The following is a 20,109-nucleotide window of genomic DNA, read 5'->3' as shown; positions in this document are numbered from 1 at the left end:
GATGGAATGATGTTTAAAAACCTATTTAAAAAACCTTCTACCATTATACAAATAAAAGCACCTATTACTGGTGAAATATTACCGCTTGAAAAGGTACCCGACCCAGTTTTCAGTCAAAAGATGATGGGGGAAGGGGTTGCGATCATCCCGAACGATGAAAATATTGTTGCCCCTGTTGAAGGAACGATTGTCCAAATTGCACCAAGTAAGCATGCCATTGGATTAAAGACGCCAAATGACAGGGAAATACTTATCCATGTTGGATTAGAGACTGTTTCCTTAGATGGAAAGGGATTTTATGTCTTAGTTAAAGAAGGGGATCGTGTTTCAGTTGGAGATCGATTAATGACAGTAGATTTGGGTTATATTCGTAATAAAGTGGATCATATTATAACTCCGATGGTCATTACCAATAGTAACCAAAGCCAAAACGAATATATCTTAACAACAGAAACGGAATGTGTAGCCGGCAAGACAACCGTGTTAACGATTAGTGGGTAATGTTAGGAATGACGCTTTCTGTGAAGAATGGAGATGATGGAATGAAATTGAAAAAAATTTTGAATAATAACGCTGTACTTGTAGTGGACCAAGGAGAAGAAAAAGTAGCGATTGGCACTGGCATTGCATTCGGTAAGAAAAAGAATGATGTCATTAACCCACAAAAAGTCGAACAACTTTTTGTAATGAAGGAAAATGAAAAGTTACAGCAGTTGTTAGATCGAATTCCAGAGGAACATTTTTTGATTTCAGAAGAAATTATCTCCTATGCGGAAAAGTATCTAGGCACGAAGTTAAGTGAGCATATTCATATTGCTTTAACAGACCATATTTCATTCGCGATTGAACGCACACAAGACGGCATACATCTCCAAAATAAGCTTCTAAATGAAATAAAGATATTGTATCGAAATGAATATGAAATTGGTTCATGGGCAGTACAGCGGATTCGTGAAAAATACGATATAGACATTCCGATTGATGAAGCAGCTCATATTGCACTACATATCCATACAATGAAGCTTCAAGGGGGTGATTACCGTCAGACGATTAAGCATACTGTCATAGTAAGAGAAATGATCCAGCTTATCATGCAGAAAATGGCGATGAGATTTAGAGAAGATGATATATCTTATCAAAGGCTTGTAACTCATTTGCATTTTGCTTTATCTCGAGTTAGTCACTATGAAATGCATGAATTGGATCAGGAAATGTTATCGATGATTCAAAAGAAATTTGCGGATTCATATCAGTGTACTAAAGAAGTAACAGACATTATACAAAATAAGTATGATATTTATTTTCCAGAATCAGAGCTTGGATATATCACGATTCACCTTAATAGACTTAAACAGTAATTAAATTTTTTCAAATAGGAGGAACTAATGATGGTTATGAAATATCTTCAAAATATCGGTAGATCATTAATGTTACCGGTTGCCGTATTGCCAGCTGCTGCGATATTAATGGGGCTTGGTTATTGGATGGACCCGGAAGGATGGGGGGAAGCAAATGTAATAGCAGCCTTTTTAATTAAAGCCGGTGAATCTATTGTTTCCGGTGAAAGTATGTCAATCTTATTTGCGGTAGGTATTGCTTTTGGGATGTCCAAAGACAAGGATGGATCTGCTGCATTGAGTGGGTTGGTAGCTTATCTAGTCGTTACGACCTTGTTATCAACGGAATCTGTGGCGCTGTTACAAGGTGTAGATCCAGGCAATGTTAATGCAGCCTTTGATAGTGTTGAAAATCAATTTATCGGAATTATCTCAGGTATTGTAGCTTCTATTATGTATAATCGATTTAGTCACGTGAAATTACCAGATGCTTTTGCCTTTTTCAGTGGAAAACGTTTAGTGCCAATTATGACAGCGGTAACCAGTTTAATTGTTTCTGCTATTCTATTTTTTGTGTGGCCAGTTGTCTATTCAGGCTTAGTGTCGTTTGGTAAAGCAATTCTTGATTTAGATGCTATCGGTGCCGGATTATATGGCTTCTTTAACCGTTTATTAATACCAACAGGCCTTCATCACGCCTTAAACTCCGTTTTTTGGTTTGATGTTGCTGGTATTAATGATATTGCGAATTTTTGGTCTGGAGAAGGTGAAAAAGGTGTTACAGGTATGTACATGGCAGGCTTTTTCCCAGTTATGATGTTTGGTTTACCTGCAGCGGCGTTAGCAATGTATCATACAGCTAAAACAACAAGAAAGAAAACAGCCGCATCATTACTTTTAGCAGCTGGTTTTGCTTCGTTCTTTACAGGTGTAACAGAACCGTTAGAATTTTCCTTTATGTTTTTAGCTCCAGCATTATATGTAGTGCATGCAGCTTTAACAGGTATTTCCATGGCTGTAGCAGCTGCCTTTGATTGGACAGCAGGTTTTGGATTTAGTGCTGGTTTTATTGATTTCTTTTTAAGTTCAAAATTACCATTAGCTAACCAGCCATTAATGTTACTTGTTCAAGGTTTAGTCATTGGTGTTATTTATTATGTACTATTTCGCTTTTTAATCACGAAATTTAATTTCAAAACACCAGGCCGTGAAGACGATGTAGAACAGGTGGAAAATGCAAGTGAAGAATCTTCTGCTAATGATGATATAGCTACAATGGCCAAAGAAATTTATGCTGGACTAGGTGGAGATGACAATGTTGTCACGCTAGATAACTGTGTGACACGATTAAGATTAGACGTTAAAGATATGGATGCCGTAGATCAGCAACGTATAAAAAATACTGGTGTACCCGGAATCAATATTGTAGGTAAAAATAGCATCCAAGTAATAGTTGGAACTCAAGTGCAATTTGTAGCAGATGAAATCAAAAAAATACGAAAATAATTGTAGGCAAGATATATGACTACAAGCATGGAGAATACTTTCTTCATGCTTTTTTTAGGAAAAGAAAGTATAAAAATTGGGTGCCTGTCTAGCTTCGAGTGAACAGAAACTAGGCGACTTCACGAATCGCTCCAAGATAAGTCATCATCGGTTCGTAAACTCACCGTGATTCCTTTATTTCAGTTGATTCTTAATTCGCTACGTTTCTCAATGGGTGCTCTGCGCTTTTCTTATAGGGTCATAACACGTTAGCGTATAAAAGGATATATTGGGAAATCAAATGACTTTCCCCAATGAATAGATAGGATATCTTATCAATACTTCATTCATTTTTGACCGTCTTCCCACATACATATAGATAAAGCAACTACTAAAATAATTTCATCATGCTTTTTAGCATAAGCAAGGTTTACATTATTGGGAGGTCGTTCTATGGATATCTTAAGAAGGGTGCAAGAATATCGTCAAACACAAGATGCCTTGAAATGGGAAGGTACATTTGCAGAGTATCTTGAACTGTTAAAAGAAAAACCATACCTTGCACAATCTGCTCATTCCCGTATCTACCAGATGATAAAAGATGAAGGGATAGAAGAAGAAAACGGTGTGCGTAAATATAACTTCTTCAGCCATGAATTATTTGGATTGGAAGAAGCATTAGAGAAATTGGTTGAGGAATACTTTCATCCAGCTGCTAAAAGGCTAGATGTTAAAAAGCGGATTTTATTATTAATGGGACCGGTAAGTGGCGGGAAATCTACTTTGGTCACATTATTAAAAAGAGGATTAGAGAAGTACACGTTGACAGATCGGGGTGCAGTGTATGCAATTAAAGATTGCCCCATGCATGAAAACCCGTTGCACCTGATTCCACAGCATTTGAGAGCTGATTTTGAAAAAGAATATGGCATAAAAATTGAAGGAAGTTTATCTCCCTTAAATCGACTACGACTCGAGGAGGAATACGGTGACAGAATTGAAGATGTTAAAGTAGAGCGGATCTTTTTTTCAGAAGATAACCGGGTCGGTATTGGTACATTTAGTCCGTCCGATCCGAAATCACAGGATATTGCGGACCTTACTGGCTCAATTGATTTTTCCACGATTGCCACGTATGGATCAGAGTCAGACCCTCGAGCATATCGCTTTGACGGAGAGTTGAATAAAGCTAACCGCGGATTGATGGAATTTCAGGAAATGCTAAAATGTGATGAGAAATTTCTCTGGCATTTACTTTCATTAACACAGGAAGGTAACTTTAAAGCAGGTCGATTTGCCTTGATCTCAGCAGATGAAATGATAGTAGCTCATACGAATGAATCTGAGTATCGTTCTTTTATCTCTAATAAAAAGAATGAAGCATTACACTCGAGAATGATTGTGATGCCGATTCCATATAATTTAAAATTAGATCAGGAAGAGCGAATATATCAAAAAATGATTGAAGAGAGTGACATCCAGGACGTCCACATTGCGCCACACACTTTAAAAATAGCAGCAATGTTTACGATTCTTACACGATTAAAAGAGTCGAAGCAAAGCAATGTCAGTATGTTGAAAAAAATGTATTTATATAATGATCAAGATGTTGAAGGATTTAGTGATCAAGATGTAAATGCAATGAAAAAGGAATATCCTGATGAAGGCATGACTGGAATTGATCCTCGTTATGTCATCAATCGCATCTCATCGACGATTATCCGTAAAGAAATGCAGGCGATCAATGCGCTTGATGTATTGCGATCATTGAAAGATGGCTTGGATGATCATCCTTCGATTACGAAAGAACAAAAAGAAGATTATTTGGACTTCATTTCGATTGCCCGTAAAGAATATGATGAACTGGCGAAAAAAGAAGTACAGAAAGCATTCGTTTATTCCTATGAAGAATCTGCCAAAACGCTGATGGACAATTATTTAGATAATGTGGAAGCATACTGTAATAAAGCAAAATTACAGGATCCACTAACAGGAGAAGAAATGCATCCTGATGAAAAATTAATGCGTTCGATTGAAGAACAGATAGGTATATCCGAAAATGCCAAAAAAGCATTTCGCGAAGAGATCCTAATCCGAATTTCAGCTTATGCACGCAAAGGCAAAAAATTTGATTATCAATCACATGAACGCCTGCGCGAAGCGATTCAAAAGAAATTATTTGCTGACTTGAAGGACGTAGTAAAAATCACCACTTCCACGAAAACACCAGATGAGCAGCAGTTAAAGAAAATGAATGAAGTGGTGGCAACTTTAGTGGAAGAGTATGGCTATAATACACAATCTGCTAATGATCTGTTACGTTATGTCGGTAGCTTGTTGAATCGATAATAAGAAAAATGACCTCCTTTGTTCGGAGGTCATTTTTGTGTGCATTTTAAAAAGTGTCCAATAAATTACTAGAAGTGTCCAATAAACCATATAAAGTGTCCAGTAAATCTTGAATAGTGTCCAATAAATGATCGAAAGTGTCCAATAAACAGTAAAAAGTGTCCAATAAATTCACAGCACTTTGTTTCTCAAGCTTAAACTAGTCCCAACATAGGCAATCAGTGATATCGCTATCGATGAGACAACCGAATGCATGCCGAACGGTTCTGGATAAAAGGCTTGAAACAAAATGTACGAGCTGAAACCTGTAATAATCGCTGCAATTGCGCCATATTTGTTTCCTTTTTTCCAATAGATACCCATTACGACCGGCCAAATAAATGCAGCTTCCAACCCGCCAATAGTATATAAATTCAACCAAATGATTAAATCAGGTGGATTAATCGCAATTAAGTATACAATCAACCCTAAAATAGCGGTTATGGTCATGCTTAATGTACGTACTTTTTTCTTAGAGGCTGTTGGCTGTATGTAATTAAGATAGACGTCTTTAACAATGGTTGAGCTAACTAATAATAGCAAGGAATCTACTGTCGACATGATGGCTGCGAGTGGTGCTGCCAATACTATTCCTGCCAACCAAGCTGGTAATACTTCTAAAGCAATTAACGGGATTACTGTATCAGCTACTTCAACACCTGGTAAAATCGGACGAGCAAATACCCCGATTAAATGCATGTTTAACATAATAACACCGACGACAATAGTACCAATAATTAGTGCACGATGAAATGATTTCGTGTTTTTATAGGACATCGCTCGAACCACAATTTGCGGTAACGCTACAATCCCAACACCAACCAAGATCCAAAAAGAGGATACGTACTGTGGTGATAAGCTTCCATCTGCTCCGTATGGTGTAATTAGATTAGGATTCTCAGCACGAAGGTCAGCCATGATCGAAGAAATACCGCCTCCTGCTATAATGATCGATGCCAGTAAGATGACAGTTCCGATAATCATAATCGTTCCTTGAATGGAATCTGTCAAAGTTACTGCACGAAACCCACCGAAAGTAACATAAATAAGTACAGTTAATACAAAAATAAGTAATGCAGAATGATAGGATAACCCAGTAATAGACTCGATTAATCGACCACCGCCAATCCATTGAGCGGCCATGGCAGAAAATAAAAAGACAATAATACTGAATGAAGACAATAATACAACCCATTTGGATTGATATCTTTCTTTAAGGAAGTCTACCATCGTGATCGCTTTATATTTTTTTGCGGTGATTGCAAATCTTTTTCCGAGAATCATTAAGGTGAAATAACCTGTGGAGACCTGGATAACAGATAATAATACCCAACCTAATCCTTCATTGTAAGCTACCCCGGGCCCACCGATAAAACTGCTGGCACTTCCATATGTTGCAGTCATTGTCATCGCTAAGACAAATCCGCCTAAGCTGCGTCCGCCTAAATAATAATCTTCCATAAAGGAAGCACTTGTATTGGTCGTTCTGCTCGCCAATAACCCAATTAAAAAAATAATGGCAACGGAACTGAATAATGTGATAGATGCTACTAAATTCATGATTGTTCGAACTCCTCATCATCAAAAGGTAAATCAGTGAAAAAGAATTTCACGATAATAAATACAAGAATGGACATAATGATAATACCTGCAATACAGCTATAGAAAAACCATGCGGGAAATCCTAAAATATATTGATACTCAGAAGGATCCTTTTTTCCCAAGCCGTATGCAAAAGCAAACCACCAGATAAAGTGAAACACTACTAAATAGACACCGATGAGTGCTTCACGATTGGCTACTTTAATAGGATTTTTATCTAATTCTTTCATTTATTATTTTCCTCCTCCATCAAATTCTTACCTTAAAAGTAAATCATATCAGAGCGTTGGTGACAACTGCATGGCTTGTATTAATGCTTTTAGCTTCTTAAAAAATAACTTTTAATATTGGCCCTTTATTCCGTTTAAAATAGTACAAAAGTGAGAAGTTATTTCCCCTTTTTGTAAGCATTCTCATGAACGATCATAATGTACCTTTTAACGCATAAAAACTAGCTTTTTTAAGCTTTTTTTATACTTATTAAACTTTTCCAAAAAATCGTAACTTATATGTTGTTTCCCTAGGTAAAATAGGTTATATTTATTGATGTAATGTTTTACTCATTACAACATTTGGATGGGAGTTTAGTTTAGCAGGAGAAAGTGACTTCTAATGGGGGTATAAGACGTGACACAGCAGGAATCCAGTGAGAGATTCTGGAAAAAATTTTACGGTCCTAATATGGGCTATGTACAAGAGCAGTATGAACTTTATTTGGAAAACAAAGACTCTGTCGATTCATCCCTGAAAGAAATGTTTGATCAGTACGGAGCTCCAAAAGAATTAATTGAAGGACAGCAAGCAGAGGTAGCAAGCAGTAAAGGCTTATCATCTGATATAAGTGCGAAACAATTAACCTCAGCAATTAAGCTTGTTGAGGCTATTCGTCGTTATGGTCATTTGAAAGCTGAGATTTACCCTGTTGGATCAGGTATAGAAAGTGATACTACACTTGTTGATCCAAGCTATTACAATCTAAGTAAAGACGTTTTGGAAGCGATTCCGGCTGAATGGGTTTGGGATGCCACTGTTCAAGGGGTGAACAATGCGCAGGATGTAGTTGATTACTTGTTAGCTCAATATGCAGGAACGATTTCATTTGAGTACGATCATGTAAACAATGACGAAGAACGCTTGTGGTTCCAAGAGAACATTGAGTCTGGTAAGTATCGTTTTCCATTCTCAGAGAAGGAGAAAAAAGAACTACTTGGAAAGATCGTTGATGTGGAAGGTTTTGAAAATTTCTTAGCGAAAACTTTTGTCGCACAGAAACGTTTTTCGATCGAAGGCTTGGAAATGATGGTTCCTATTTTAGATCGAATCGTTCAAAATTCCTTTTATGATGAAACAGAAGAGATTCTAATGGGGATGGCTCACCGTGGTAGATTAAGTGTACTGACACATATTTTAGGTAAGCCATTTGATAAGCTATTTTCTGAATTTCATCCGTCAGCAGATAAGGAATTAGTGCCATCTTCACCGGGTTCAAGAGCGATTACGTATGGATGGACTGGTGATGTGAAATATCACTTTGGCGCAAAACGCGATGTCGGGGAAGAGAAACCATCACCAACGAAGATTACATTAGCACATAACCCTTCACATTTGGAGTTTGTTAACCCAGTTGTAGAAGGTTTTACAAGAGCAGCGCAAGATTTTCGTTTCCAGAAAGGTAGTCCAGAGCAAAATGTTAATAAAGCATTTAGTATTTTGATTCATGGTGATGCAGCATTTATTGGTGAAGGTGTAGTAGCAGAAACCTTTAACCTGAGTGCATTAGATGGCTACCGAACCGGTGGAACATTGCATATCATTGCGAATAACTTAGTAGGTTTTACAACCGGGCAACGCCAAGGTCGTTCCACCAGGTATGCAAGTGACTTAGCAAAAGGCTTTGAAGTACCTATTATCCATGTCAATGCAGATGATCCGGAAGCTTGTATTTCAGCAGCAACATTAGCGTATGATTACCGTCAAAAGTTTCAAAAAGATGTGTTAATTGATTTAGTCGGTTACAGACGCTATGGTCACAATGAAATGGACGAACCACGTGCTACACAACCGAAATTGTATCAATCAATTGATCAACATCCAACTTGTGCCAATGTTTATGCTAAACGTCTACAAGATGAAGGAATTTTAGCAGAAAATACTTTTGAAGAAATGAAAGAAGCTGTTTTTAATAAATTACAAGGCATTTATGATGATATGACGGAAAGTGTTAATGAAAATCCTGAAGCATTGCCAGTACCACAAGCGTTGCAGAATGGATTGAGTGACATTGAAACATCGGTGCCAAAGGATTTACTCCTTTCACTTAATAAAGGTCTATTAAAACGACCAGAAGGTTTCCAATCCTTTAAGAAGCTCGAAAAAATACTATCTAAGCGTCATCATACATTTGAAAAAGATGAAAAAGCCGATTGGGCAGTAGCAGAAGCTTTAGCCTATGCTTCGATTTTACAAGACGGTATTCCGATTCGTATTACAGGACAGGATTCAGAACGTGGAACATTTGCACACCGTCACTTAATGTTACATGATGTGGATTCAAGTGATACGTATTGCCCGATGCATGGACTGGACGAAGCAAAAGCGACATTCGACATTCACAACAGTCCATTATCAGAAGCTGCGGTACTAGGATTTGAATACGGTTATAGTGTAAAAGCACCAAAAACATTAGTTATTTGGGAAGCACAATTCGGTGACTTTGCCAATGCAGGTCAGGTAATTTTTGATCAATTTATCTCATCTGGTCGTGCGAAGTGGGATGAACGTTCTAATATGGTGATGTTATTACCACATGGTTATGAAGGCCAAGGACCAGAACACTCTAGTGCAAGAGCAGAGCGGTTCTTAACGATGGCGGCGGAAAATAACTGGATTGTCGCTAATGTTACAACCAGTGCACAATTCTTCCATCTGTTAAGACGTCAAGCTGCTTTAGTGGACAGTGAAGCAGCGCGTCCATTAGTTGTTTTAACACCGAAGAGCTTGTTACGCAGTCCGCGAGTAGTGTCAACAATAGAGGAGTTTACGAATGGTAAATTCCAATCATTAATACCTCAGCCAGGCTTAGAGTTAACATCTAAAAAAGCTAAGCGATTATTAATTGGTACAGGGAAAGTTATGGTAGACATTCAAGAAAAAATGAGTGAAAGCCTAGAGAAATATGAAGATATTCATGTCGTTCGTTTAGAGCAAATCTATCCATTCCCTGACAAGAAAATTCAAGAGGTCATTGATGGATGTCCTAAATTGCAAGAAGTGGTTTGGGTACAAGAAGAACCACGTAATATGGGGGCATGGAATTTTGTAAAAGAACTGCTTTACAGAATGCTTGTGGATACAAAATTAGAATTACACTATGTTGGACGTACTGAACGTTCGTCACCATCTGTAGGTGATCCACACATACACAAAACAGAACAAAGACGCATAGTACAAAAAGCATTAGAGCTGTCCGAAGGAGGAGAAACCAATGAAGGAAATTAAAGTCCCAGAATTAGCAGAATCCATTACGGAAGGTACGATAGCAGAGTGGCTAGTTAGTGAGGGGGATTCCGTCGAGAAAGGTGATCCGATCTGTGAGCTAGAAACAGATAAAGTTAATGTAGAAGTTAATGCTGATTATTCAGGTGTAATTGCTGAGTTTGTTAAAGATGAAGGCGATGATGTAGAAGTAGGGGAAGTCATTGCGAAGATAGATGAAAATGGTGAAGCTGCTGGAGGTTCAACTGAAAGCCCCGCCGATAAAGAAGAACCAAAAGCAAAAGAAGAAGAGAAAAACACTGAGCCAAAGAAAGAAGAAGCGGCTAGTAATAAAGCAACTGAACCGAAAAAAGCAGGAGATAAACAAAAAGTTGTCGCATCACCAGCTACGAGAAAACGTGCTCGTGAGTTAGGTATTGATCTGAATGATATTACTCCGACAGATCCACTAGGACGTATTCGTTCAGAAGATGTGGAGAATGCAGCGAAACCTAAAAAAGCAGATAAGAAGTCTAAGGCAGATAATCAAGCAAAAGCTTCTAGTTCCAAAGAAGAGTTTGATAAACCAGTAGAGCGTGAGAAAATGACTCGCCGTCGTCAAACCATTGCTAATCGCCTTGTAGAAGCTCAGCACACAGCAGCAATGCTTACGACATTTAATGAAGTAGACATGACTGCAGTGATGAAACTACGAAGCCAACGTAAAGATAAGTTCCAGGAAAAGCATGGTATTAAACTAGGCTTTATGTCGTTCTTTACCAAAGCTGTAGTTAGTGCACTGAAAGAGTTCCCATACTTAAATGCAGAGATTCAAGAAAACGAAATTGTGAAGAAGAAATTCTACGATATCGGTATTGCTGTATCAACAGATGATGGCTTAGTTGTACCAGTAGTACGTGATGCAGATCGTTTAGACTTTGCAGGTATCGAATCGCAAATTGCTGATTTAGGTACCAAGGCGAAAAATAAAGAGCTGCAAATTAGTGACTTACAGGGCGGTTCCTTCACGATTACAAACGGTGGTATTTTTGGATCGTTATTATCCACGCCAATTCTAAATTCACCACAAGTTGGTATTTTAGGAATGCATACGATTCAAAAACGTCCGGTAGTAATGCCTGATGATTCCATTGAAGTTCGTCCAATGATGTATATCGCCTTATCGTACGATCACCGTATCGTAGACGGAAAAGAAGCAGTACAATTCCTTGTACGCGTCAAACAATTATTAGAAGATCCATATGATCTATTATTAGAAGGCTAAAAGCAAAAGCACTCATCATTTATTAATGATGAGTGCTTTTTAGATAGAGCACAAAATACATAAACTGCGAAGTAACGTGAGTAAGGATATGCTCTCTTCCGTACTGCATTTTGATGAGTGCTGCCATACGCTTCGGCAGAATACTGCGCTTTCCGTGGGCGGTTTTTAGCTAACTTGGTGAAGAAAGGCACTTCACCAAGTGGATCTTCAGCTCTCGTGAGTCTCACAGGAGTCTCCGTATTCTGCCTACGCTATTTTGGTCCTCTGATTATAAAAAGAAATGAACTTATGAAACTAAACTTTTTAGTTTTACTATAGTTCTAATCGGCTGTAATTCCTGCTACATATGGTGAGAAATCGACTGGTTGATTTCGGATTAGTGTTGTGGAGCATAGCTTAACGAAGGCCGCCCACTTTCACTCCTGTGGGAATTGTTTGGCCTGATGATCCACTTTTTCGAGCGGTTTTGGCTCGAAAAAGTTAGCTGAAGGGCAAACTCCACGGAAAGGGAAGTGGGCAGCCGGAGTGGTAGTTATCATCACGATATATTTCAAAATTATCGCTTAGGTGAGCGAACATCTAATTACCACATTACTTCGCAGTATGTATCTACTAGACTAAATTCTTTATGCACCGTCGGTAAAATCATTACAGTATAATCCATTGAATTTCTGTTAAAAATACTTAATCATTCTCTTTTTCGTTGCATACAATAAAATAATACAAGCGAAGGAGGGGATTCGATGGCTGATGGTAACTTTGTGATCGCAGAGGAAGATTGGTCCCTCCATCGAAAAGGGTTTGATGATCAAAAACGACATCAAGACAAAATAAAGGAAGTGTTAAAAAAGAAACTACCAGATATTGTTAGCGAAGAAAATATTATCATGTCTCGAGGAAAAGAAATTATTCGAATACCAATTCGCTCCTTGGACGAATATAAAATACGCTACAGTCAATCTAAAAACAAACATGTAGGTCAAGGAGATGGAGACAGTGAGGTAGGAGATGTCGTTGCTCAAGACCCACAAAAAGCGAAAAAGGGACAAAAAGGTGAGAAAGCAGGAAATCAACCTGGAGTTGATTATTATGAGGCAGAAGTAGATTTTGAGGAAGTAGAGGAAGCTTTTTTTTCACAACTAGAATTGCCCAATTTGATGGAGAAAGAACAAGATAACATTACGATCACTGATGTGGAGTTTCGTGATATACGTAAAAAAGGTTTAACTGGAAACATTGATAAGAAAAGAACGATGTTAGCGTCTTATCGCAGAAATGCCCTAGAAGGGAATCCATCTTTTGCACCGATATATCCAGATGATTTACGATATAAAACATGGGATAATGTTGAAAAACCAGAATCAAAAGCAGTTGTGTTAGCTATGATGGATACAAGTGGCTCGATGGGGCAATTCGAAAAATATGTGGCTCGCAGTTTCTACTTTTGGATGGTTCGCTTTTTACGGAAAAAATACGAAACAGTAGATGTGGAATTTATTGCCCATCATACAGAAGCAAAGGTGGTAGATGAGGAATCTTTTTTTACTAAAGGAGAAAGTGGAGGAACGATTTGTTCATCTGCCTATCGAAAAGCATTAGAACTCGTCAATGAAAAGTATCCAGCAAGCCGTTATAACATTTATCCTTTTCATTTTTCAGATGGTGATAATTTAACTTCCGATAATCGGAGGTCATTAGAAGCAGTTTATCAGTTATTAGAGAGTGCGAATATGTTTTGCTATGGGGAAGTAAATCAATATAACCGGTATTCCACATTAATGCAAGCGTTCAAAGATGTTGATCACCCTCGATTCAAACAATACGTGTTGAAAAATAGAGAAGATGTTTTCTACGCGATGAAGCACTTCTTCCATAAAAGTAACGTCGATGCTAAATAGTGTCGGCGTTTCTTACGCTTGCGTTTGTTTTTTGAGGTAGGGAAGTGGTGGTCAAGCAGTTGATATTATTCCATCATAGCCACATAAGGAAGCGTAACTTTTAACATTTAGTGATGAGGACTGAGTGGAATGCTCAGTTTTTCTTTTTGGACAAGAAAGTATAACATTTTGCGCAAATGTCTAACTCCGAGCACCTAAATCTAGGCGAATTCACGAATCGCCCTACGATAAGTCATCATCGGTTCGCTTTTCTCAGTGATTCCTTTATCTCAGTTGATTAGTTCCAGCCGCTACGCTTCTAAGAGGGCGCTCTGCTCATTTCTTATTGGGAAGAAATGACTAATATTCACGAAACATGCTATAATAAGTGTTAAAAGTTAACAAATTATTTAGATGTTTACTTTAGTGAAACTTATTACGCTTATTTATCGTCTAATAGTATACTAATGAATTTATGGAGGCAGGCAAGTATGAAGTTTTTTCAGCAAGTGATGACAGCAAGCATAATAATTCTTGTTTTAGTAGGATGTAATGGACAATCTGCTATACCTGAAGGCTTTTATTCATATGACAAAGATGAGGTAGAGAAAGCTATGGAAAACCTCGAATTTACCGCAGAATTACCATCGTATGTTCCAATTGCTGCTGAGATACTTGTCACAGATCGTTTCTATTTAGAAGAGCTTGATAATGAAGCATTTGATATTACCATGTTTACTAAAGCTAACGACATTTTTACCATACAGTTAATTAATGGAGAAGACTATCAAGAAGAAAGTGATTTCAAAACCATCTCGATAAGCGATTCAATGGAAGGTTATTATCAGGATCATCCATATTCCCAAACATTGTACTGGGAAAAAGATGGTATTACATATCAAATGATTTACCGACCGAGTGAAGAGTCGCTTTCTGAAGAGGAACTTGTGCAAGTAGCTAAATCTTTTCAATCTTCATAATTTTTAGACTTTTATTAACACTCCCACAAGAAAACAGTTTCATGCTACAATAAGGTGTAATTCTACAGGTGATTGGGTAAGGTAGGAATAATAGTGTCTATTTTAAAGGAGGAAATTTTGTGGGAATTTTATTAGGAATTTTAGCAGTCATTATAGTACTAGCTATTGCATATGCGATGTCTAATGACCGTAAAAATGTTAATTTTGTTGGAATCGGACTCATGCTATTAGCACAAGTTGTAACGACATGGTTTATGTTTATGACAACAATAGGTGAGGCAATCATTAATTTTATTTCTGATGTGTTTAATAAATTAATTGAATTTGCGAGTGAAGGTGTTGCCTTCGTACTTGGAGGACTTGCTATTGAAGAAGGCGCGTCAGTATTCTTTTTCAATGTATTGTTAGTCATTATTTTCTTTTCAACCTTATTATCCGTACTTACTTATTTAAGAATTCTGCCATTCATTATTAAATATTTTGGTTGGCTCATATCCAAAATTACCGGATTACCAAAAGTAGAATCTTTCAATGCAGTAAACAGTATGTTCTTTGGTCAATCCGAAGCACTTATTGCGATTAAATCACAGTTCCATCATTTAAATAATAATCGTTTATATATTGTAAGTGCTTCAGCAATGGGATCTGTCTCAGCTTCTATTGTCGGGGCTTATATTCAAATGTTACCGGCACAGTATGTTTTAGTAGCTATTCCATTGAATATGTTTAGTTCCCTTATTATTGCATCGCTTATTGCACCAGTTAAAGTAGATGATGAAAATGATGAAGTCGATGTAAAAAATGTATCCGATGCAAAAAGCTTTTTCGAAGCTATGGGGAATGGCGCATTAGATGGTGGTAAAATCGCTTTAATTGTAGCTGCGATGTTAATTGCCTTTATTGCAGCTTTAGAATTAGTGAATTGGGCAATTGCAGGAATATTTGCCGGTACTACCTTACAAGAAATTTTGGGCTATGTATTATATCCAATAGGTTTCCTAATGGGTATTGCTCCTGGAGAACTGGTTCAAGCTGGTGGTATTATGGGTACGAAGATTATTACAAACGAATTTGTAGCCATGTTAGAACTTGAACCGTTAATTGGTCAATTGTCGGAAAAAACGGTTGGGATTGTTACGGTATTCCTAACTAGTTTCGCTAACTTCTCTTCTATCGGTATCATTGCAGGTACAGTACAAGGGATTGATAGTGAAAAAGGTGCATCCGTTTCTAAATTCGGTATGAAATTACTGATCGGTGCAACATTAGGTTCTATCCTATCTGCAACAATTGCAGGTCTATTCTTATAAGAGGATCAAGACAGGACCGTTATAATAATTTGGAGGGATACATATTAGTTATGTCTAATATGTATCCCTCTTTTACTTATAAGGAAAGTATATAAACATTGGTATCATAACTGGTACCGAATCCCTTTTTTACATAGTGGTGATAGATCCACTCTTTATTTAAGATTACATTCAATCGATCTACCAAAAAAAGAAGGTGCTTTAGATGGATCCAATGAGATAAAATGTACGTTTTCGACAAAGTATATAATCTTTGCACAAAAAAATTACAAAAACTTAGTTTATCCATTATACTTTGTGTGAGTTTTATGCTATACTATGGATTGTAAAATTAAACGTTTACAAAATAAAGTAGGGGTGAAACAATGGCTACAATTCAAAATCCAATTTTAACAGGTTTTAATCCAGATCCAAGTATTTGCAGAGTAGGGGAAGATTATTATATCGCTGTATCCACATTTGAATGGTTCCCAGGTGTAGGTATTTATCATTCGAAAGATTTAAAAAACTGGCGGTTAGTATCAAGACCACTTAATAGACTTAGTCAATTAAATATGAAAGGTAATCCTAACTCTGGTGGTATTTGGGCACCACAGTTATCTCATCATGATGGTCAATTCTATTTAATTTACACTGATGTGAAAGTTGTAAACGGTAACTGGAAAGATTCTCATAACTATTTGGCAACTTGTGACACGATTGATGGTGAATGGTCAGATCCCATTTATCTAAACAGCTCAGGTTTTGATCCGTCCCTATTCCATGATGATGACGGTAAAAAATACTTAGTCAATATGAAATGGGATCACCGCGTTGGACATCATAACTTCTATGGAATTGTTTTACAGGAATATGATCACAGTCAGCAGAAGCTTGTTGGTAAAAAGCAAGTTATTTTCAAAGGGACTGATATTAAATTAACGGAGGCACCGCATTTATATAAATGGAATGGCTACTATTATTTATTAACTGCTGAAGGCGGAACTAAATTCGATCACTGTGCCACGATAGCACGTTCGAAAAATCTAACAGGACCATATGAAGTCCATCCGGAAAATCCACTTATTACGTCGTGGCCGTATCCAAGAAATCCGTTGCAAAAAGCTGGCCATGCCTCGATCGTACAAACACATACAGATGAATGGTTCCTTGTCCATTTAACTGGACGTGTTTTACCGAGAGATGGACAACCTTTATTAGATCCTCGCGGCTATTGTCCATTAGGTCGTGAAACCGCGATTCAGCGTGTAGAGTGGAAAAATGACTGGCCGTATGTTGTTGGTGGTAACCAGCCTTCCTTAGAAATCGAAGGGCCTGATATCGAAGAAGTAAAATGGGATCCTGATTATCTGACAAAAGATGATTTCGATTCTGATGAATTGAACCTTCATTTCCAAAGTTTACGTATTCCATTAGGTGAAGATATCGTTTCATTGAAGGATCATCCTGGTCATTTACGTTTATATGGTAAAGAATCACTAACTTCTTTATTTACACAATCCTTTATCGCAAGACGCTGGCAACACTTTAATTTCAGAGCGGAAACAAAGGTAGCGTTCCAGCCTGAAGATTTCCAGCAATCAGCAGGTCTTGTCAATTACTACAATACAGAGAACTGGACTTCTTTCCAAATCTCGTGGCATGAAGAAAAAGGTCGGATCTTAGAGTTAATGACTTGCGATAATTTTACATTTGGACAACCGATTAAAGGAAACGAAATTGAGATTCCTGAGGATGTTGAATATGTTTATTTACGCGTGGATGTAAAAACAGCTATCTACACGTATTCTTATTCCTTTGACGGAGAAACTTGGCATACAGTACCGGTTGAATTTGAATCCTACAAGCTATCAGATGATTATATTCAAGGTGGTGGATTCTTTACAGGAGCATTCGTAGGTATGCAATGTCAAGACACATCAGGTGAAAACAAACATGCTGATTTCGATTATTTCATTTATGATCCGCAAAAATAATCTGTTATTGAGCTTAACCAAAAAACGTTCAGAATTTAATTCTGAGCGTTTTTTGACATACTATGTTTCTATGCCGGTTAATACCATAGTAAATAGAAGGTGGATAGAACTGTTATTTTCATTTTATCGCTTCAAATTTTTTACTTGTAACTAAGGAGTATCCAACTAGAAATATAATGAACTGTATCGGTAATGAATAAACGTAATTCCAAGTGATAGGATTATAAAATCCTAGCCATTCGAAGAACGGTTCGCCTATTGACGAGCTAAGAAATGCATAAAAAATAGCCTTTAAAATAGGTGAAATATTTGGTTTTATTTGCACAATTACCAGAAAAGCAACAGGAAGAAGACTTAAATCCCAAGGGAAGAAAGATGGCAAAAAAGGTAATAATTCATATCTGTAACCCCAATAACCCAATTCTGTTCCATAAGAATCTAGGGAAGTCGAGATAAACATGGTAAAGAAAGCACCGAGTAATAAACGGTTCGTCGATTCCTTTTTTCTAAATTTCCACCATAAAACCCATGGAATAATAGCTAGTATGAAACAAAACCACCATTGCCATGATAAAAACACATCTTCCATCCAAATAATGTGATCCTTTTGATTAGCTTTAACCAAAAAATGATAAGCCTCATCTGTTTTTTTAGCAACTTCTTCTGGAATAATCATTTTATCATTCCCTTTTAATGAACTTCTTAAATCGTTGGGTACTATGTTATAAGGATAAACGAGAGTACAAAATTTTATTACACTCCTTTTCAATTTTCGACTCAAGGTTTAAACTAGTAAAAAAGTGGAATAACATTGATAAATCTGAAAACCGAGGTGTTAACTGATGCAGAAGTTTCAACTTTTTATTGATGGAAAATGGTTAGACACAAACGAATCATTGGATGTATTAGATAAATATTCTCAAGAAGTATATGCACGTGTTGCCAAAGCAGACGAAGAGATGGTAGACAAGGCAATTACTAGTGCGGCTAAAGCATTTGAACAGGAGAAGCTTTCTCCATATGAACGATATCAGGTCTTAGATAAAGCTTCTCAACTAATTGCTGACGAAAAAGAAGAGTTGGCGATGATCATTACCAAAGAAGCAGGGAAACCGTTAAAACAGGCACGAGCTGAGATTGATCGTTCTGCTCAAACCTTTTTAGTAGCAGCAGAAGAGGCAAAACGTATCCATGGTGAAGGTGTTCCTGTCGAAGCAGCGCCGGGTTCGGAAAATCGAATGGCTTTTACGATCAAAGTGCCAGTAGGGGTAGTTGGAGCGATTAGTCCATTTAATTTTCCACTTAATCTCGTTTCTCATAAAGTAGCCCCTGCCCTTGCTGCTGGTAATGCAGTTGTGTTAAAACCGGCGAGTAAAACCCCGATTTCAGCGTTAAAATTAGCAGAAATTCTTGATAAAGCAGGTTTACCGAAAGGGTTATTGCAAGTAGTCGTTGGTTCCGGTTCAACAGTAGGTAATCAAATGATGAAAGATGAGCGTATTGCTCTTTACACGTTTACAGGAAGTGCGAAGGTAGGTTTGAAATTAAAACAAGAAACAGGCTTGAACCGACTAATATTAGAATTGGGCAATAACTCACCTGTAATAGTTGATAAAGAAGCAGATGTCGAGTTAGCAGCAAAAACAATAGCAGCACAATCCTTCGCTTTTGCTGGACAGGTATGTATTTCTGTACAACGAATATATGTGCATGAAGAAGTGCAGGAGCTATTTCTAGATAAACTAAAAGAACATATGGATGAGTTGAAAATAGGAGATCCAACTGATCCAGAAACAGATGTTGGTCCAATGATCGCAGAAGATGAGGCAAAACGTGCTGAAGAATGGATTCAAGAAGCTGTGAAAAAAGGTGCAACTATTTTTTATGGTGGTGAAAGAGAAGGTGCATTGCTGCAACCTACTATTCTGACTGATGTCAAACCAGAAATGCGTGTAGTTTGTGAAGAGGTTTTTGCACCTATTGCAAGTGTCATACCTTTTTCAGATATTAAGCAGTGTATTCAGGAAATCAATCAATCGGATTACGGTTTACAAGGTGGCATTTTCACACAAAATATCGATACAGCTTATTATGCAGCGAAACATGTGGAAGTAGGCGGGTTGATGATCAATGATGGTTCGCAATATCGCGTTGATCTCATGCCATATGGTGGTGTAAAGGATAGCGGCAATGGTAAAGAAGGACCGAAATATTCAATAGAAGAAATGACCGAAGAGAGATTAATTGTAATGAATTTGAAGGTGTAGCTTATCTCAAGCTACACCTTTTTTGTTTAAAAGAAAAGTATATAATAAGCGGCATGATAGTGTTTTTGTCATAGGTGGTCATTTTGAAGTGATGTGTAGACGGAAAGCATCGCTCCGGCTGCCCACTT

General features: G+C 37.4%; 14 protein-coding genes. 11 read left to right on the top strand and 3 right to left on the bottom strand.

Annotated features, from left to right (window positions below):
* Window positions 1-9: 9 nt before the first annotated feature.
* The 4 genes from GH715_RS13760 to GH715_RS13745 all read left to right on the top strand — a co-directional run bounded on the left by GH715_RS13760 (window position 10) and on the right by GH715_RS13745 (window position 5,171).
* Window positions 10-501 carry a PTS sugar transporter subunit IIA gene (locus GH715_RS13760; protein WP_153835794.1) on the top strand — a complete coding sequence of 164 codons (492 nt, stop codon included), beginning with the start codon at window positions 10-12 and terminating at the stop codon, window positions 499-501.
* A gap of 41 nt (window positions 502-542) precedes the next feature.
* Window positions 543-1,358, top strand: a complete 816-nt coding sequence (locus tag GH715_RS13755; RefSeq protein WP_153835793.1) for a PRD domain-containing protein — start codon at window positions 543-545, stop codon at window positions 1,356-1,358.
* A gap of 30 nt (window positions 1,359-1,388) precedes the next feature.
* On the top strand, window positions 1,389-2,843 hold the full coding sequence (gene nagE / locus GH715_RS13750) for an N-acetylglucosamine-specific PTS transporter subunit IIBC (protein WP_153835792.1): 1,455 nt from the start codon (window positions 1,389-1,391) through the stop codon (window positions 2,841-2,843).
* 432 nt (window positions 2,844-3,275) lie between these two features.
* Window positions 3,276-5,171: a PrkA family serine protein kinase gene (locus tag GH715_RS13745; RefSeq protein WP_153835791.1), complete on the top strand. Its 1,896-nt coding sequence runs from the start codon at window positions 3,276-3,278 to the stop codon at window positions 5,169-5,171.
* Window positions 5,172-5,342: 171 nt separating this feature from the next.
* Here GH715_RS13745 and panF read toward each other — a convergent pair whose 3' ends face one another.
* A complete protein-coding gene (panF, locus tag GH715_RS13740) occupies window positions 5,343-6,770 on the bottom strand; it encodes a sodium/pantothenate symporter (RefSeq protein WP_153835790.1) in 1,428 nt (475 codons plus the stop codon).
* Window positions 6,767-7,042 (bottom strand): YhdT family protein, encoded by a 276-nt coding sequence (locus GH715_RS13735; RefSeq protein WP_153835789.1) that lies wholly within the window; start codon window positions 7,040-7,042, stop codon window positions 6,767-6,769. The genes panF and GH715_RS13735 overlap by 4 nt, the downstream gene beginning before the upstream one ends.
* 397 nt (window positions 7,043-7,439) lie before the next feature.
* Between GH715_RS13735 and GH715_RS13730 the strand changes: the two genes are divergently transcribed.
* From GH715_RS13730 to GH715_RS13705, 6 genes are all read left to right on the top strand, one after another.
* The gene (locus GH715_RS13730) at window positions 7,440-10,310 is read left to right on the top strand and encodes a 2-oxoglutarate dehydrogenase E1 component (protein WP_163578665.1); all 2,871 of its coding nucleotides are present in this window, start codon (window positions 7,440-7,442) and stop codon (window positions 10,308-10,310) included.
* A complete protein-coding gene (odhB, locus tag GH715_RS13725; protein WP_153835788.1) occupies window positions 10,297-11,571 on the top strand; it encodes a 2-oxoglutarate dehydrogenase complex dihydrolipoyllysine-residue succinyltransferase in 1,275 nt (424 codons plus the stop codon). The genes GH715_RS13730 and odhB overlap by 14 nt, the downstream gene beginning before the upstream one ends.
* Before the next feature lie 743 nt (window positions 11,572-12,314).
* Window positions 12,315-13,469: a sporulation protein YhbH gene (gene yhbH / locus GH715_RS13720; protein ID WP_153835787.1), complete on the top strand. Its 1,155-nt coding sequence runs from the start codon at window positions 12,315-12,317 to the stop codon at window positions 13,467-13,469.
* A gap of 470 nt (window positions 13,470-13,939) precedes the next feature.
* Window positions 13,940-14,428, top strand: coding sequence for a DUF4367 domain-containing protein (locus GH715_RS13715; RefSeq protein WP_163578664.1), 489 nt, complete (start codon window positions 13,940-13,942; stop codon window positions 14,426-14,428).
* A gap of 119 nt (window positions 14,429-14,547) precedes the next feature.
* On the top strand, window positions 14,548-15,738 hold the full coding sequence (locus tag GH715_RS13710; RefSeq protein ID WP_163578663.1) for a NupC/NupG family nucleoside CNT transporter: 1,191 nt from the start codon (window positions 14,548-14,550) through the stop codon (window positions 15,736-15,738).
* 365 nt (window positions 15,739-16,103) lie between these two features.
* The gene (locus GH715_RS13705; RefSeq protein ID WP_153835785.1) at window positions 16,104-17,714 is read left to right on the top strand and encodes a glycoside hydrolase family 43 protein; all 1,611 of its coding nucleotides are present in this window, start codon (window positions 16,104-16,106) and stop codon (window positions 17,712-17,714) included.
* A gap of 118 nt (window positions 17,715-17,832) precedes the next feature.
* On the opposite strand, the gene GH715_RS13700 is transcribed toward GH715_RS13705, so the two are convergent.
* The gene (locus GH715_RS13700; RefSeq protein WP_153835784.1) at window positions 17,833-18,390 is read right to left on the bottom strand and encodes a CBO0543 family protein; all 558 of its coding nucleotides are present in this window, start codon (window positions 18,388-18,390) and stop codon (window positions 17,833-17,835) included.
* A 166-nt stretch (window positions 18,391-18,556) separates the two neighbouring features.
* Here GH715_RS13700 and GH715_RS13695 point away from each other — a divergent pair, with 166 nt between their 5' ends.
* A complete protein-coding gene (locus GH715_RS13695; protein WP_153835783.1) occupies window positions 18,557-19,981 on the top strand; it encodes an aldehyde dehydrogenase family protein in 1,425 nt (474 codons plus the stop codon).
* Window positions 19,982-20,109 lie beyond the last annotated feature (128 nt).

The sequence above is a fragment of the Gracilibacillus thailandensis genome, assembly GCF_010994055.1.
GTDB classification, from domain to species: domain Bacteria; phylum Bacillota; class Bacilli; order Bacillales; family Amphibacillaceae; genus Gracilibacillus; species Gracilibacillus lacisalsi.
This window is presented reverse-complemented; position numbering and strand designations above follow the sequence as displayed.

Excerpts from the sequence above, each read along its gene's own strand:
- GH715_RS13745 (WP_153835791.1), top strand. The coding sequence starts at position 3,276 with ATGGATATCTTAAGAAGGGTGCAAGAATATCGTCAAACACAAGATGCC.
- odhB (WP_153835788.1), top strand. The coding sequence starts at position 10,297 with ATGAAGGAAATTAAAGTCCCAGAATTAGCAGAATCCATTACGGAAGGT.
- panF (WP_153835790.1), bottom strand. The coding sequence starts at position 6,770 with ATGAATTTAGTAGCATCTATCACATTATTCAGTTCCGTTGCCATTATT.
- GH715_RS13715 (WP_163578664.1), top strand. The coding sequence starts at position 13,940 with ATGAAGTTTTTTCAGCAAGTGATGACAGCAAGCATAATAATTCTTGTT.
- GH715_RS13760 (WP_153835794.1), top strand. The coding sequence starts at position 10 with ATGTTTAAAAACCTATTTAAAAAACCTTCTACCATTATACAAATAAAA.
- GH715_RS13700 (WP_153835784.1), bottom strand. The coding sequence starts at position 18,390 with ATGATTATTCCAGAAGAAGTTGCTAAAAAAACAGATGAGGCTTATCAT.
- yhbH (WP_153835787.1), top strand. The coding sequence starts at position 12,315 with ATGGCTGATGGTAACTTTGTGATCGCAGAGGAAGATTGGTCCCTCCAT.
- GH715_RS13735 (WP_153835789.1), bottom strand. The coding sequence starts at position 7,042 with ATGAAAGAATTAGATAAAAATCCTATTAAAGTAGCCAATCGTGAAGCA.
- nagE (WP_153835792.1), top strand. The coding sequence starts at position 1,389 with ATGGTTATGAAATATCTTCAAAATATCGGTAGATCATTAATGTTACCG.
- GH715_RS13755 (WP_153835793.1), top strand. The coding sequence starts at position 543 with ATGAAATTGAAAAAAATTTTGAATAATAACGCTGTACTTGTAGTGGAC.
- GH715_RS13705 (WP_153835785.1), top strand. The coding sequence starts at position 16,104 with ATGGCTACAATTCAAAATCCAATTTTAACAGGTTTTAATCCAGATCCA.
- GH715_RS13695 (WP_153835783.1), top strand. The coding sequence starts at position 18,557 with ATGCAGAAGTTTCAACTTTTTATTGATGGAAAATGGTTAGACACAAAC.